The following is a 15,896-nucleotide window of genomic DNA, read 5'->3' on the forward strand; positions in this document are numbered from 1 at the left end:
TTTACTGTTGATTCAATAACTTTAACTCATGTCGAGGTTTAAGGCTTAGCAATTGATGCCCTAAAGGCTGGGTGTGATCCACGAAGAAAGGTAAACTCAGTTTTCGTTCTCGAGAGGAACTGGACAAGGCCAACAGGTATTCCCCTTTTTCCAACAGCCACTGCGAACCAAAATCATCAAACGAAGCGAGTTGCTCAGCAGTTAAAGTAAAACTCAGTGTTTGTGATTGGCCAGGTTCTAACAACACCGTTTTAGCAAAAGCCTTCAACTCTTGTTGCGGTTTTTCTAACTGACCTTGAGGCGCGCTGACATAAAGTTGAACCACTTCTTTTCCAGCTCGTTCCCCTGTATTGGTAACCGTAAGCCAAGCCTTGATTTCACCGTTAAAAGTAGCGCGATTTAGTTTCGCATTGCCGTATGCAAAATTGGTATAAGACAAACCGTAACCAAAAGGAAAAGAGACATCTTGAGCGAAGCTGTCAAAATAACGATAACCCACATAAATACCTTCGTTATATTGAATTTCTGAAGGCATACCTAATGCAAATTTTAAGTAAGGATCCATCACGATTTGTTCACTAGTCGCTTTACCAGGGAAGGTTTTTGCTGAAGGAAGCTGTTGATATTTTAACGGAAATGTCACAGCTAACTTGCCAGAAGGATTAACCTCACCACTGAGCACATCAACCACCGCATTGCCTGCTTCCTGCCCCCCCTGCCAAGGCAAAACAATTGCATCAACTTTATCCTTCCAAGAGGCGGTTTCAATCACATTGCCCACATTTAACACCACCACAACTTTCTTGTTTTGCCGATGGAAATGCTTGGATACCTGAGTGATCAACGCTTGTTCCGAGGGAGATAAGTTAAAATCACTCAATTCTCGGTCCTGAAATTCCCCGGAGTTCCGACCTAAGGTGATTAAGGCGATATCAGCAGTTTTTGCTTTTTGTTCAACTAAGGCTGGATCAATTGGCATTTCAGGGATGAGCGGTACTAATTCAAACATCGTTTTCGGTTTGATTCGCTTGGCTTTTTGTTGTTTTGCATAGCGTTGATAGATGTCCGCTAGCTCAGCATCGACAACTAAATGATGCTGGTTTAAGCCCTCAACCAAAGACACGGTATAAGCCTCGTTCACATCTCCGCTGCCAGAGCCTCCAGCGATAAAATCATAAGAAGTATTACCAAAAGCGGCTATCTGCTGAATATCTTTACTAAAGGGGAGCACTTGGTGGGCATTCTTTAGTAAAACCACAGCCTCAGCCGCCGCCTGACGCGCAAGCTGTGCGTGCTCAAGTAATGCGGGATGATCACTGTATTGATAGTTTTGCATTGATGGTGAACGAAATACCAATTGTAGTACCCGCTTCAGATTTCGATCCAACTCCGCTCCACTTAATCTGCCAAGCTCTATCGCCTTGCTTATTTCATCCCTATCGGGCTGGATCCCGGGCATAATTAAGTCATTCCCCGCCGCTGCCTGTTCCGCAGCATCATCTCCCGAGAACCAATCACTCATGACCATACCGGTATATCCCCACTCCCGTCGCAGCACCGAATGAAGTAAGTCAAAACTTTGTGAAGTATAGGTCCCATTCACCTTGTTATATGAACTCATAACGGCCCATGGATGGGCATTTTTTATAGCCAATTCAAAACCTTTCAAATAGATTTCGCGCATTGCCCTTTCGCCAATTTTAGCATCAAGTACCATCCGGCTGGTTTCTACGTTATTCGCAACATAATGCTTAATGGTTGCGCCAACGCCTTGTGACTGAACCCCGTTAACCATCGACGCCGCCAGCGTGCCGCTCACTAAGGGATCTTCAGAGTAATATTCAAAATTTCGTCCCGCCAAAGGATTTAATTGAATATTCATCGCCGGAGCTAATAATACATCAACCCCATATTCTTTCACCTCGTTGCCCATTGCTTGCCCCACCCGCTCCACTAGATGAGGGTCCCAAGTTGAAGCTAAAGCCGTTGCAATAGGAAATGCCGTAGCATAGTAGCTTTTGCGGTCGTCTTCTCGCGTTGGTTTAATACGTAACCCAGCGGGACCGTCGGCAAATACAATGGAAGGAATTCCAAATCGCTTAAGGGCATAACTCTCCCCCGCAGCGCCCGGTACTTTTTGTGAACCTCCAGAGGCCCCAACACTAAAGCCAGTCCCCGTTAACATGTTAATTTTTTCAATCAAAGTCATTCGCGAAATAAGATCATCTATTCTCTGCTCGTCTGGCAGCGTAGTATCTTCGTAGGGCTCAAGAAGCCCATTGCCATTTAGATCGGATGTTGCCGCACCAGCCGAGGCTGGCAATTGATACAGATTGGCGGAGACCGAAGAACAAATAAAAAATAGTGAAATACAAGCGGCCACCGATGACAAATACGAGGAGGAATTCATAGATTTTCCTTATAACTAATTCAAACTTAATGATGAGAAAACAATGCATAAACGGTTTAAAAATCGACTCAGCTTAAGATCCTATCTAAACATTGATTTATTCGGCAACGTGATGCTGCCGATAATGAGAGGGCGTACAGCCAAACTGTTCCCGAAAAAAACGATTAAAACTACTTTGATTGGTAAAGCCTAAACTCTGGCTAATATACAACAGAGAAAATTGTGGTTCGGCCAATAAACGAGATGCTTCAGCACACCGAACCTTTGTATAAATTCCTGAAAAATTTATGTTTTCTTGATTGAGCCGCCGAGCAAGAGTCCAACGGCTTATCCTCAGTTGCTCACAAACCAGTGTTTGCATCGATTCAGCGTGACAATCGATATCTAACTCAGTCCATATCAACTTTTGTAAGATTTTTTCCACTTGAGCTGAATAAGTAAGAGCCGGGCGTAACTGTTGTAACTGCTCTTCCGCTTGCTGCAACAAGTAAGGTTGTAAGGCAGAATTACTCGACTTGTGGGGTAAATGTAAACATTGGCGATGAATGTAATAACTGTTCTGTATGCCCGATTCCACCGAACAATAAAAAATTTCACTCAAGTTACGCTTTTCTTCAATCGATATTGGGAAATTTAGCCGCAAACCTAAATTCGCAGAGTTGTCATCCACATATTCACGAACAATTGCGTAAAAAACATAAAAATGATTAAGAACGACGAGTTTGGTGATCAAAGGATTATCACTTTCAGAATGATATACGATCTTTAAATAATGATCCTGAATGACAAACTCGATGTCATCACATTCTCCGATCAAAGTTCGATAGCGGACATACGCCTTTAACGCTTCAAGCAAAGTGGGTGCATTCCCACACACGGCTCCTAACACATTAAAGTTTGAAAATAAGAAGCTTAAATCCGGTTCTGAATCAAACTGTACTTCGGGGAATATAGAAGTATACAGTTCAAAAAAACGAAAATGCCGCTGAGCGTCAAGCCTACCATTTGCAACGCTAAGCTCTTGCATATTAATCCCTGTGCGCTGCAATAATTGACGCTCATCCACATTCGCACTGAAAACTTGCTCTAAATAAATTTGTGCAATTCGGTTGGAAACAGTTTTCATCCCATAAACTCTTATCTTTTGTAAAGCGCTATTATTTGCGGAGACCTCGCTAAAGGTTGTGAGACGGTTCATGCTTCACAATAATCAGATGTAACAAATAGTAAGTAATATGTAAGCCTCAGGTAGTCTGCGTGTAAATACTTTTCGCTCAATTTAACAACCGATACATGATGCGAACATTCAGTAAATCATGAGCAATTCAGGATAAAAAATTTTGCTGCATTCTACACTTTCCAAGCAAGAGATGTATCAATAGAACAAAGCTTAAGCTAGATCGATCTACAGACCTTAGACGATACTCACAAATATATGTAACGGATTGTAATATAGGGTAAAAAATGCATATTATTCACACTTCGTTACACTCGCACCATTTTGAGTGTTGCATGCTCCATATTGCAAAAACATATTTTCGTCTCCTAGATATAGTCGATGGTGAACCGAAATCATGACTGACAAATGATTCCGTTTACTCACCCCGAATCACAGGAACTAAGATGAAAATAACAATGCTAGTGTTAATCCTCACAGCCGTTACCTTCTCACTACTCAATGGCTGTGGATCCGATGATAGAATCTACTTTCAACCCTCTCTCGGCTATAAAACACTGAGTCTCATTGAAGTGGACAATTACCATTTTAAAGACCTTAATAGAGACGGGCAGCTCAGCCCCTATGAAGATTGGCGTTTAACTAGTGCAGAACGAGCCTCAGATCTCGTCAGCCAAATGAACACCAAACAAAAAGCGGGCTTAATGATGCATGGCACCTTGCCCCTAGACTCCGCTGGCCGCATATCCAGCAATGCGATGACACCTCTGCTCAACAACTATGTAAATACCTTTATTACGCGCATGGCTGGCGACCCTCTCGCAATCGCCGAAGATAACAATGCCCTACAACAACGGGCGGAAGCGATTGGTCTTGGGATCCCGGTTACCATTAGCACCGATCCTCGAAATCATTTTATCAACGATCCAAACGCCACCGCCGTTGGGGCTGGAGGTTTTTCACAGTGGCCTGAGTTATTAGGTTTTGCCGCCCTGAATGATCCTGAGCTGGTAAAAGAATTTGCCGATATTGCTCGTCAGGAATATCGTACGGTAGGGATCCATGAAGCGCTCTCTCCTCAAGCTGATTTGTCCACCGAACCTCGTTGGGGTAGGAGCGCCGGAACCTTTGGTGAAGATAACATAATTGCCAAAAATTTGGTGGGAGCTTACATTGAAGGTTTTCAGCGTGGTATCGAAGGGCTCAATCCAAACAGTGTCATCTCTGTCGTGAAACACTTTGCTGGCGGGGGCCCACAACTCAACGGCTTTGATGCACATAACCACTTTGGTAAAGAACAAGTCTATCCCGGCAGTAACTTTCAATATCATTTACTCCCCTTTGAAGGCGCCTTTGATGCAAACGTGGGCTCGGTGATGCCCTATTACGGCCAGCCTATCGGATTAAACTATAACGACCAGCACATTGAAGCAGTTGGCTTTGGCTTTAACAAACAAATACTCGACACTTTGCTGCGAGGTAAATACAACTTTAAAGGCGTCGTGCTCAGCGACTGGGGGATAGTGAATGACTGTAATGACAAATGTCAGCTCGGCTTAAGCGATCAAGAGCTTACCGATGGTGTGAGCGTTTGGACGGTTCCTTTTGGAATGTCCTGGGGTGTTGAGCCTTTATCAATCGCCGAACGTTATGCCAAAAGCGTCGATGCTGGCGTTGACCAGTTTGGTGGCGTACAAGATCCTTCTCATTTACTGGAAGCGATAGCCGCAGGATTAATAACAAATGAACAAATCGATAAAGCAGCGCAGCGGATCTTAATTCAAAAATTTGACCTTGGCTTATTTGAAAATCCCTATGTTGACACTTCTATTGTGACAAATTTTGTCGGCAATGAGGATTTTCAACGCGTCGCAACCAAGACCCAGAGCCGTGCTCATGTATTGCTAAAAAACGACGCGGAAACTTTGCCGCTCAGTCCAAACAAGACCCCGAAGGTTTACTTATATCAAGTCAATGCTCAAGTGGCGACAGACTATGGTTTTACCGTTGTAGATAAACTAGAAGATGCCGATATCGCAATCTTACGGGTGAATACACCTTACGAAACTGATCCGCGCTTACCATTTGGTAACGTACATTTTGGTCAACTTGGATTTTTCGACCAAACCAACTTGATCCAAGACCAAGACCATCAAGGTGTTTATTCGGGCAGTGAAGACTACGCAGCAATCCAGGCTGCCACTGCAGCAGCCATCCCCACGGTTATTTCCATTTACTTGGACCGCCCTGCTATACTCACGGCAATTGAGCCCAGTGCAAGCGCATTGTTGGCAAACTTTGGGGCTTTAGACAGCGCTTTTTTCGATGTCTTGCTTGGCAAGACACCACCGCAAGGACATTTACCCTTCGAGCTCCCTTCAAGTTGGCAAGCCGTATTAGAACAAGATGAAGATGTAGCACATGACTCGGCCAACCCACTCTACCAACTTGGCTTCGGCTTGAGCTATTAAATCCCTCGCCCGCCCCAACAAGGTGGGCATTTTCTTAAGACAACGACCTTAAACGACATTATTTGTAGCCACGGTATTACTCAATGTATCGGTTGATGATCCGCTGATAGGTTCCGTCACGCTTTAACGCCTTTAAAGTATCACTAAACGCAGCGACCAGTTCAGGCGCAACCGTATTTTTAGAAAAAGCGATATAAGTAGGAACAACCTCAATATGCGGCGACAGTTGTTTTAAGCGTCCCTCTTGTCCCAGCTCCTTGATAATATAAGCCATGGTATAATCTGGGCCAATAATGACATCGAGCCGCTGGTTAACCAACTTCATAACGTTCTGACGATAATCGGCAACTCTTTCTATTTTAGAAATGCCACCACTATCGATAACCTGCTCCCACATCGGTCCATAAGTCGCACCGCGTAGTACCCCAAAGCGATAGGCTCCCAGATCGCCTAATTGTCCATTAAAGGTAATTTCAGATTGTGCTTGCACATATAATACTGCGGCTTGCTCAATCAACACTTCATCACTGTAGTTAAGATAAACTTGTCGCTCTGATTTTTTTACAATGGCAAAAATTCCATCCGCTTTGCTTTCTTCAAGCATGCGCAGCGCTCGAGCAAAAGGATAAACTTCGATGGTGACCGATCGATGCAAACGGGCAAATACTTCTTTTACAATGTCGACCGCAATTCCCTTATTATAACCATTTTGTTGATACTCAATTGGCGGTTGTTCCAGAATTAACAGCTTCAAATGATTGGCATAGCAATAAGGGCTCAACAAGAGCCAAAGACCTAGGCTTAATCTCCATAAAAACTTCATAAAACTCCAAAAGTGAATGGGCTTAAAGCGAGGGTTCAAATGAATAAGAATACAGTTAAGTATAGAAAAGCGCACTGGAGTCAGCACTTAAATTAGAACTTACAACAACAGTCCATCAAGTTAGCTCGCTGTAATCTTGAGCCAACACCACCAGTTATGTTCAAGCCTATCGGTTAATGAGGACGAAGCGTTCGGATGGTTCTGTGCTTGTTGATGATTTAGACAAACCTAGATAAGTCGTGCATGAAAGCGGCTTCAAGTAACAATAAGCGCAAGCTGGTGCTTATAACCAAGGCAATAGCTATCGCCGTTAACCAAAGGCTAACGGCGATATAATCGGTCAATCTTAGTCATCAAAGCTGGCTTGGATCGTCTGCCAATCAACTAGTTTAAAGTTTTGGTTCAACTGTTGGTAGTTGGCATCGATATTATACCAATCCTGCGCAATAAATAATCCCTTAGGGTAAGCACTTCCCAAATTCGCCGATACCGCGTGAATTCCATCTGTATCACTGGCACCATCGACCCCCAGATTATCATCACCGATAATCGCAAAATGCCCCACCAAACGATTATTCTGAGCCAGATCGTAGGCCACATAAGTATTATTACCTTGGCTCGAAGCCAGTAGATATTTATGAATGCCATCATCATATAGGGTTAAGCCTTCAATATCGGCAACCAAGTTCTCTCCATCAACTTTGGCAAATAAGCTCGCTTGAGTATCGGCTCCTTCTTCGGCGCTAAATTGCCAGATTGCCTGGTCCTCTTCGCCTAGATATAAGGTAGCGCTACTGTCATCCACTACACAACCTTCCGGCTGACTGGCCACACTCAGCGTTCGAACCACCTCACCACTAAAGCCCCCCTCAACTGGTGTTAAGCGCCATTGCTCAACTTGACCGTTTTTACCATTCACAAACACATAGGCGGTATTGTCTGCCGATTGGTACATACACAGACCGTAAACTTCATCGAGTGAAGATTGAAGTTCCGCCGCATCTGGATGCACGGCATTACCCAAAGCAGCAAGCGGCACGATTGGATCTTGGCCATCAGCAGAGCGTATTTGATAAAGAGCGATGGTATTCAGTTCACGATTGCTGGCTGCCGCTATGCTAATGTCTTGCCCCGCGAAATTTTGCACCTTGGAACGGATATCGACGTTATTGGGTTTACCTTGAGCCAAGTACTGTACTTGCTGACCTTGCAAGTTATAAGCAAGCAAGCCGCCTTGTTTATTGGTCGCAATAATCAAGCTTTGTTCGGCATCGTCGGGATTTAACCAAAACGCTGGATCATCGGCTGCATCACCATCGTCGTCAACCGCTGCGGTTTCTCCTGTCGCCGCGACTAAAGCCACCCCGGAGAGGGAAAGTTCTCGATGCGCTAATACATCGCTGATTGGCCGAGCACTTAAGCCATTTTGCTGATTAAGCGCCGTAAAGCTCAATTTCTCATAAATTGGTTGTTCTAATTCGGAGTTAGCCAACCATAAGCCATCTTCAGCCACGGCTAACGCTTTGGTTTCATCGATACCAGCAACCCGCTGCTGCGAATTAAAAACCCAGTTATCACGCTGATAAAACAGTAGGCCTGCACCTTCATCAGCAGCAACTAAGTAACCTTTCCCCTGTGCTTGATAGATAAGCTCTAAACCTTCAATTTCTTGTAAGTGACCAAGTGGTGCCACCCCATCCACCAGCTGACGCTCTTTCACATTCTCGGGATTTGCACCATAAGCCCAAATCCCTATATTTTGCTCGGCGATATACAAGTTTGCCAATTCGTCATCGGCAATACATGCACTTAACTTCCCCCCCACTGAAAATTCGCGAACTGGCAGTGCCACTCCGTTCACATCTTGCAATCGACTGCTCACTTGGCTGCCATCAAAACTCAATTTAAATTGTTTCGCCATCCCGTCATCGGCTACACCAGTGACCATCAGCTCACCCGTGGTGATATTTTTATATAAACATAAACCTTCGGCATTGAAGCCAACATCAAAGCTGCCTAAATCAGTCAACGGCCCACTTTGGCCATCGCTAATCGCATAAAATCCGAAAGACTGCTGCTCGGGTAAAGCCACTGCTAAAATATCGGCACTGCCGGCATGTTGATCGCTAATGTCATAACGAATATCAGCGCTGGTCGGTGCAATACCCTGCAACTGCTGTAGCTGTTCTCCATGGCTTGAAAACACCGCTAAACCGTCGTCTTCAAGCGTCGCAATTAATAGGCTCTTGCTCGAGTCACTGTGATTAAACCAATAAGCTGCATCGCCGAAGTCATCATAAGTGAGCGTTGTTTTAAGCTCGGTGCTCAAGGGCGTTGTGACTGCAGCAGTTGTATCGCTGTTGCCACATGCGCTTAAACCACCAATGCTCAAGATAATGGTTAAACTACTTAATCCTAAATGACGCATTCGATATTCCTTTGTAATGAAGATTGCCAGCGACCTTAAGCAGCCCAAATGGCACTTTTATGACAGTAAGTTGGCGTACTCCCTGTACAGAGCGTTGAAGTGCACATACTCAACGAGAAGTGAGCTATTGAGACTAATTGAATCAAATTAAAACCGTCATAAAAGCGGTTTAAACTATGCCTAAACTATGGATCCGCCACGAATAACGGGGTTCAATGAAAAACAATATGAGCTAATCGGACTATTTTTCATTTTTCCCCGCGAGAGGCGAAGGTTAAGCAAGGTTAAACAAGATTGAATCATCGAAAAAATTTAGGCTACGTGTGTGCCGAACTTTATTATGCTTTAAAGCCACATCGCTGGTGGTTGTTGTTACAAGTGGTGAGCTTAGTGGGATTAATTGGCTTAAATGCTCACCATGGCGAAATAAAATCATGGGCTCAATTAGACTGGGTCGACATTGTTGGAGAAGGCGCGACGGCGCTGCTGATTGTATGTTGGCTGATAATTATTCTTTCAGTACGTGCTAAGGGTTGGCTTACCGATCTATTTGCTTGCGGATTAATCGCCATGGTATTAGCACTTAGCCAAGATCTATTAGATGAGTTTTTTCAACTTGAATCTGGGATCCGCTGGGACAGTTGGCTAGAGTCGATGCCTGTTGGATTTTTATTGCTCACCGCCGCGCTATGGTTTTGGCGGGCCGAACAACAACAAATTAGCCGTTACTTGAGCCGTCGTAAATTGTTAAGCCCTGCTCCGACAGCAATCGATGGTGGATTGAACATTCCTGGCTTTGAATATTTACAGCAACAGTTATTGCAACGCGCCAAACAGCCGAAAACTTGGCTAAATAACCAACTGTTGTTGCTAGAAGTTGCCGACTTTAATGCGCTCAGTCGATGCTATGGCGGCAGCGCAGCCGATAAGCTATTAATGACCATCACCGAATTATTACTGTTAGCTTTGCCACCGGATGCACTGTTGTGCCGTTACGCTGGACAACGATTTGCGATTTTGCTCAATCACTCGCCGCCACAAGCCGCGATACTCAGTCAGCAACTATCCACGCTACTGCAACATTTTTGCTTTCGCAATCAGCAAAACCAAGCAATTCACCCCAGTTTTCACTGGGTAAAAGTGTCAGCAGAACTTGCCGATTCGCCGCAACAGGCGGTTCAACAACTCCTAGAACAAGCTAATCAACAGCTAACGATTCTCAAACAAGCAAGTCATGGTGAAGTCCTTGCCAATTAATCTCAGCATTCAGGTCTTGGAAAACCAGCAACGTTTCATCCCCGCCGAACACCAGTTAGCCCTATTACTCGATCTGCTGCTTGAGCGCGGGGCTGAGCCGCACTTTTTACTCCGTAAAACGGGAATTTTTTATCAAGATATTTTAGGCGGCGAGCTAAAGATCAGCCCTAAACAATTAGCCCGACTATGTTTAAATATTAGTCTTCAGTCGAACGATCGAGACATTAGCTTTGTATTTGGTCAACGTTTGTTTCCCGGCGTATTTGAACAGTACTCCCACTTATTGACACACGCCCCCAACCTTAGAAGCTTACTCGGCGTTCTTTGTCGGCATTTTACTGACTATTTTCCACTGCTAAAACCACGCCTCGTTGACTGCCGCGAGCAGACTCACTTATTGTTTGAAGATCCCTTTGGCGAAAGCCTTCGACCCAACCAACAACCAGAACAACTCGCCTATCGGCGCTGGATACAAGAAGCGCTGGTGAGCGCAATTGTCTCCTTATGTGAATGGCGAGCCGCTGCGCCCCTGCCTTGGCAGATCCAATTTGATTACCCCGCCCCCAGCTGGCGGGCAGAATATCAAGTTCACCTTGGAGACCAAGTAAAATTTAGCCAAACTTATAGTGCCTTGAGCATCGCTCAACAATACTTGGATAAACCTTGGCAACAACATTCAGCCATCATTTATCAACTGGCCCACAGCAAAGTAAACCTTAGCCAGCACGACAGTCTACTGAGTATCATTCGTGAGCTGCTACGACAAAACATCAGCCAATTACCCAGTCTAGAACAAATCGCCCAACAACTCGCGTTGAGTCCAGCGACCTTAAAGCGCAGATTAAAAAGTCACCACAGCAGTTACCGCTTACTGTGTGATGAAGTTCGCCAGCAACATGCATTTTTTCTACAAGCGCAATATAACTACAGCGATAATCAGCTAAGCACCGCGATGAACTTTTTTGATGTCAGTAATTTTCGTCGCGCCTTTCGGCGTTGGTTAAGCCAATAATTGACTGAACATTCACTAATCAAGACTTTTCTTAAAGCGGAATGAGGCCACCACTAAACCAATGATCGTGAAGGCCACCATCCATAGGCTATCTCGCCATAAATCGCTCAAATCAGCACCTCGTAACACAATCCCGCGGATCATCCGCATGAAGTGAGTCGCGGGCAAAATTTCAGAAATCCATTGAGCGGCAACGGGCATCGCTTCATAGGGAAACATAAATCCTGACAATAAAATTGAAGGCAGTAAAATAAACACCGTCATTTGCATCGACTGTAACTGAGTTTGAGCAATGGTGGATATCACCAAACCCAAGGTAAGGCTGGCCGCTATAAAGAGCAGCGTCCCGAATAAAACTTGGCTGAGCGCACCGTTAATCGGCACCGAAAAAATGAAATGCCCTAAACCCAAGATAATGGTCACTTGAATCAATCCCACAAACACATAGGGCACAATTTTAGCGATCATTAGCTCAATAGAGTGGATTGGGGTCGCAATCAACAACTCCAAATTGCCCCGTTCTCGCTCGCGAACAATCGCGGCACTGGTAAATAGAATCATCGTCATAGTAAGAATAACACCGAGCAAACCCGGTACAATATTCACCGCCGAACGGCGGCTTGGATTGTACAACAGGGTCACATCAAAAGTATTAGGCTGAGTATTGATTCGCCATTGTAAATCATTTAAAGGCATCATCCGTAACTGCATAATAGCGGAGCTGACCATGGTATCTGAACCATCTACCAGCCACTGTCCCAAGGCTCTATTTTGCGCTAAGCGTTGCTCTAAATCCTTCGGTAAAATGAGTACCGCGCGCACCCTACCTTGTTCAATCGCTTGCTCAGCTTCAGCAATGCTTGCATAGAACTGGTTCACCTGGACAACCTGAGCCACCTTGAGCGACTCTACAATGAGGCGACCACTGCTGCTGCCACTTTGATCCACCACCGCCACTGGGATATTGCGCACATCGGTATTAATTGCAAAGCCAAACAGCAACAACTGGATCAAAGGAATCATCACCACCATACCAAAGGTAATTCTATCTCTGGCCAGTTGACGAAACTCTTTAAGCATCACCGCCTTAATTCGAAATACAGATTTCATTGGCGTCCCTTACCGGTCACGCTTACAAATACATCTTCTAAACTCGCCCGAGCAAGGCTTAGCTCAGCCCCTTGCAGCTGTGGATAATGCTTCACTAGCCAGCCAATAGGATCAGCAACTTGCTGATCGACCAAGACCCGCAAGCGGATCCCTAATTGTGCAGCTGAACGAATTTCTGGATGCTGAATTAACTGTTGTTTTAACTCCCGCAAGTTGGCGGCTTTTAATTCCACCACGTTCACCCCCATATTGTTCATCAGCGTTTCTGGATCGCCGTCGGCGCGCATCTCTCCTGATTCCAAAATCGCCAATCGATGACAACGTTCGGCCTCATCCATATAGTGGGTGGCCACCAAAATAGTGGTGCCCTGATCACTTAAATCAAACAATTGCTCCCAAAACTCGCGACGATTTTCTGGATCCACGGCCGAGGTAGGTTCATCCAAAAATAACAGTTCTGGCTGATGCATGGTGGCTGCGGCTAAAGACAAACGTTGCTTTTGTCCACCACTCATTCCTCCCACTCGCTGCTTACGCCGCTGAGTCAAACCATAGGTACTCAACTGTTGCTCTAAACGATGATTTAAGGACTTATTGGGCATACCAAAAATTTGTCCCATAAATTGTAAATTTTCCTGCACCGTTAAATCATCATATAAGGAGAACTTCTGCGTCATATAACCAATTTTTAAACGCAAGGTCTCGGCCTGCTTAGGAATATCCAATCCTAAGACTTTCACTTCACCGCTACTCGGGCTTAACAGACCAGTTAACATTCGAATGGTGGTGGATTTTCCGCAACCGTTCGGTCCCAAGAAACCATAAATATGACCCTTGGTAACATTCAAATTCACCTGGTTTACGGCGGTAAAATCGCCAAATTTGCGACTGATATTATTAGCAACAATCGCGTACTCACTCATATTGGCTGGCCTCAGGCAAATCTACTTGTGCCGGTAAACCCGAGGGTAATGCGCCAGCGGCGGCTTCTAGATCGACTTCGGCTAAATACATAAGGCGCGAGCGTTCATTCTCGGTGAGTGCATAATAGGGAGTAAACGCGGGTTCTGTCGCTAACCAACGCACCACCCCACTAAAACTGCGATCGACGCCATCCACATGTACCGTTAAGGCCTGACCAAGCTGTAGCTTAGCCCGGTATGACTGGGGCACATACACGCGTGCATAGGGCAAACGATCGGCGAGCAACACCGCCACCACCGCATTGTTAGTCACTCGCTCCCCCAAGTTGAAGGGGAGACTGTCTAAGATCCCATCTCGGGTAGCCACAATGCTCAGCTCATCCAATTTATGTTGTTGTAAGGCAACTTCGGCGCGAGCGGCATCTAAAGCGGCCTTGGCTTGTTCTACATCTTCAAATCGAGACCCTGCAGTCAGCTTAGCAAAGCCTTCCTGCGCAGCGGCTAAACTAGCCTGAGCACTATCTCGCTCGGCCAAAGCGCTATCTAAACTCGATTGACTCGCTAATTGTTGATTCACCAATTGTTGGGCTCGCAAATAACTTTTTTGCATTTCTACAACCCGAGCCTGAGCCCGATTAACCTCTGCTTGAGCACTCGCAATATCTTCGCTCCGCTCACCATTACTTAAGCGTAATAGGTAAGCTTGGGCTTTTGCCTGTTCAGCCTTCGCTCGAGCGACAATTGCCGTTTGGCTAAGGTTATCTAGCTGCACCAACAGCTGCCCCTGCTTTACCGCTGAACCTTCGGTCATTGGCAAACTGCGAATAATTTCATTGCTGGTGGCACTAAGCGTGATGCGATCACGCTCTATGGTCCCTAGGGCCTGAGATGGTGTTGAAGAGTCGCAAGCACTCAGGCCCCCCAACATCAACAAAGACCAAAAAATACGTCTCATGATTCATTCCTTTAAAACTCTATGTAAACAGTATAGAGACAAGCAGAAGTGATTGTTTAGTAAAATAATTCTTCAATATTCATAACTTGATGAATTTTTTATAAGAGCGACTGAAATACCTAATAATACAGCTCAACTGCCGTGCTAAAGCCTCCGCGTCGACACCCTCGGTTTAGCCAGTAACGACCAGACTTGAAAAACTTTAGAGTAAATGAGAAATTAATTGTATGACTAAAGACAATAAATGATTCAAGCCTTGAGTAAAAAGCCCGACCGAGTGACCGCCATGCTACAAATAATTCACGCAGTTAAACAAGAATTCCCGCTTTATCAAGAAGATACCTTTGTATGCGGACCAGATAACAGCTGTATTGGCTGCCCTAAGAAATTAATGGAACTGGTAGACGATCAGCTCACTTACTGGGAACATGCGATTCGGCGAGGGGTGATCCCCAGCTTTGATGATCTCTCTCGTTTTGGCAAATTGTGTAGAAATGTTAAACGGGGTCTGGTCCGCAACAACCGCGTTTCTAGTGAATAGTAAACCTGAGTTGGGCTTGGAGCTAAGCGCTAATTCAAACTAAAAAAATGTGGCTAAACCAAGGGCTATATGCTTGTTATTCAGTAGCCAGACCTTGTCGGAAGACAATTTAGTTTGATCGCATTCCAATAAATTTCGTCACGGATTACCTCCGTTACCCATTCGTGAAGAACCGTGAAGCTAGACCGCTATCAAGTCTTCTTCTTGATCTTGTATTCCATGGGGCTGCGTTTGAGTAGTTGGGGTGGGTGTCTTGTTTGACTGTTGCCAAACTCGCCTTGTAAAAAGTAACAAGGCCTTGGCCCCGCCAACATCAATACCGTTATTTACTATAGAAGGGAGCATCGGGCTTGTTCAACACCCGAATAAGGTGGCGGCTACGCGACACCTATTCTTATTGTATGGCATTTTTACAACTAAACCATATTTTAAAATATAGTAAAGCAAGAAAAGTTTCTGTCATAACGGCTAAAGAAATACCGAAACCAGCAAACCCACGAAGGTATTCTATAGTCCCAAGTACAGCCAACGAAAACATAGAAATGGCAAGGCCCAGGCATACTGCTTGCCTAGAGTCTGAATGGGAGGCATTTCGACCGACCCAAGTTATTAATGAAATCCCCAAAAATAACATTGCAGCTCTTCTACCAATAAAGAAAGCCGAGCTATTCTCATCGATATTAAACAACATAAATATAACTTCAGGCGTGATCAGAAAAACCAGACACAATGTAAGTGCTATAACTGCGGTAATTACACTTACCATTTTAAATTTAATCATACTCATCC

Annotated in this window: 12 protein-coding genes; 4 read left to right on the forward strand and 8 right to left on the reverse strand. The window is 44.9% G+C overall.

The window, feature by feature from the left end; genetic code table 11:
- Position 1: 1 nt before the first annotated feature.
- Together ACRRS0_RS12210 and ACRRS0_RS12215 are read right to left on the reverse strand one after the other, a co-directional pair.
- Positions 2-2,410 carry a beta-glucosidase gene (locus tag ACRRS0_RS12210; protein WP_432452922.1) on the reverse strand — a complete coding sequence of 803 codons (2,409 nt, stop codon included), beginning with the start codon at positions 2,408-2,410 and terminating at the stop codon, positions 2-4.
- Positions 2,411-2,507: 97 nt separating this feature from the next.
- Positions 2,508-3,536, reverse strand: a complete 1,029-nt coding sequence (locus tag ACRRS0_RS12215) for a helix-turn-helix domain-containing protein (RefSeq protein ID WP_432452921.1) — start codon at positions 3,534-3,536, stop codon at positions 2,508-2,510.
- 497 nt (positions 3,537-4,033) lie between these two features.
- On the opposite strand from ACRRS0_RS12215, the gene ACRRS0_RS12220 reads away from it, so the two are divergent.
- Complete coding sequence (locus ACRRS0_RS12220; RefSeq protein WP_432452920.1) at positions 4,034-6,058, forward strand: glycoside hydrolase family 3 N-terminal domain-containing protein; 2,025 nt, start codon at positions 4,034-4,036, stop codon at positions 6,056-6,058.
- Between the two features lie 76 nt (positions 6,059-6,134).
- On the opposite strand, the gene ACRRS0_RS12225 is transcribed toward ACRRS0_RS12220, so the two are convergent.
- Positions 6,135-6,881 (reverse strand): substrate-binding periplasmic protein, encoded by a 747-nt coding sequence (locus tag ACRRS0_RS12225; protein WP_432452919.1) that lies wholly within the window; start codon positions 6,879-6,881, stop codon positions 6,135-6,137.
- 346 nt (positions 6,882-7,227) lie between these two features.
- Positions 7,228-9,309: a phytase gene (locus tag ACRRS0_RS12230; protein ID WP_432452918.1), complete on the reverse strand. Its 2,082-nt coding sequence runs from the start codon at positions 9,307-9,309 to the stop codon at positions 7,228-7,230.
- A gap of 294 nt (positions 9,310-9,603) precedes the next feature.
- On the opposite strand from ACRRS0_RS12230, the gene ACRRS0_RS12235 reads away from it, so the two are divergent.
- Entirely contained in the window at positions 9,604-10,566 is a 963-nt protein-coding gene (locus ACRRS0_RS12235) for a diguanylate cyclase domain-containing protein (RefSeq protein WP_432452917.1), read from the forward strand.
- The gene (locus ACRRS0_RS12240; RefSeq protein ID WP_432452916.1) at positions 10,556-11,578 is read left to right on the forward strand and encodes an AraC family transcriptional regulator ligand-binding domain-containing protein; all 1,023 of its coding nucleotides are present in this window, start codon (positions 10,556-10,558) and stop codon (positions 11,576-11,578) included. Before ACRRS0_RS12235 ends, ACRRS0_RS12240 begins: the two co-directional genes overlap by 11 nt.
- Before the next feature lie 15 nt (positions 11,579-11,593).
- Here ACRRS0_RS12240 and ACRRS0_RS12245 read toward each other — a convergent pair whose 3' ends face one another.
- The 3 genes from ACRRS0_RS12245 to ACRRS0_RS12255 are packed head-to-tail and all read right to left on the reverse strand — an operon-like array spanning position 11,594 to position 14,566.
- A complete protein-coding gene (locus tag ACRRS0_RS12245; RefSeq protein WP_432452915.1) occupies positions 11,594-12,688 on the reverse strand; it encodes an ABC transporter permease in 1,095 nt (364 codons plus the stop codon).
- On the reverse strand, positions 12,685-13,611 hold the full coding sequence (locus tag ACRRS0_RS12250; protein ID WP_432452914.1) for an ABC transporter ATP-binding protein: 927 nt from the start codon (positions 13,609-13,611) through the stop codon (positions 12,685-12,687). The genes ACRRS0_RS12245 and ACRRS0_RS12250 overlap by 4 nt, the downstream gene beginning before the upstream one ends.
- Positions 13,604-14,566: an HlyD family secretion protein gene (locus ACRRS0_RS12255; RefSeq protein WP_432452913.1), complete on the reverse strand. Its 963-nt coding sequence runs from the start codon at positions 14,564-14,566 to the stop codon at positions 13,604-13,606. Before ACRRS0_RS12255 ends, ACRRS0_RS12250 begins: the two co-directional genes overlap by 8 nt.
- Positions 14,567-14,810: 244 nt before the next feature.
- Between ACRRS0_RS12255 and ACRRS0_RS12260 the strand changes: the two genes are divergently transcribed.
- Positions 14,811-15,107 carry a hypothetical protein gene (locus tag ACRRS0_RS12260; protein WP_432452912.1) on the forward strand — a complete coding sequence of 99 codons (297 nt, stop codon included), beginning with the start codon at positions 14,811-14,813 and terminating at the stop codon, positions 15,105-15,107.
- 394 nt (positions 15,108-15,501) lie between these two features.
- On the opposite strand, the gene ACRRS0_RS12265 is transcribed toward ACRRS0_RS12260, so the two are convergent.
- Positions 15,502-15,888: a hypothetical protein gene (locus ACRRS0_RS12265; RefSeq protein WP_432452911.1), complete on the reverse strand. Its 387-nt coding sequence runs from the start codon at positions 15,886-15,888 to the stop codon at positions 15,502-15,504.
- Positions 15,889-15,896 lie beyond the last annotated feature (8 nt).

This window comes from Agarivorans sp. QJM3NY_29 (assembly GCF_050870835.2).
GTDB lineage: Bacteria > Pseudomonadota > Gammaproteobacteria > Enterobacterales > Celerinatantimonadaceae > Agarivorans.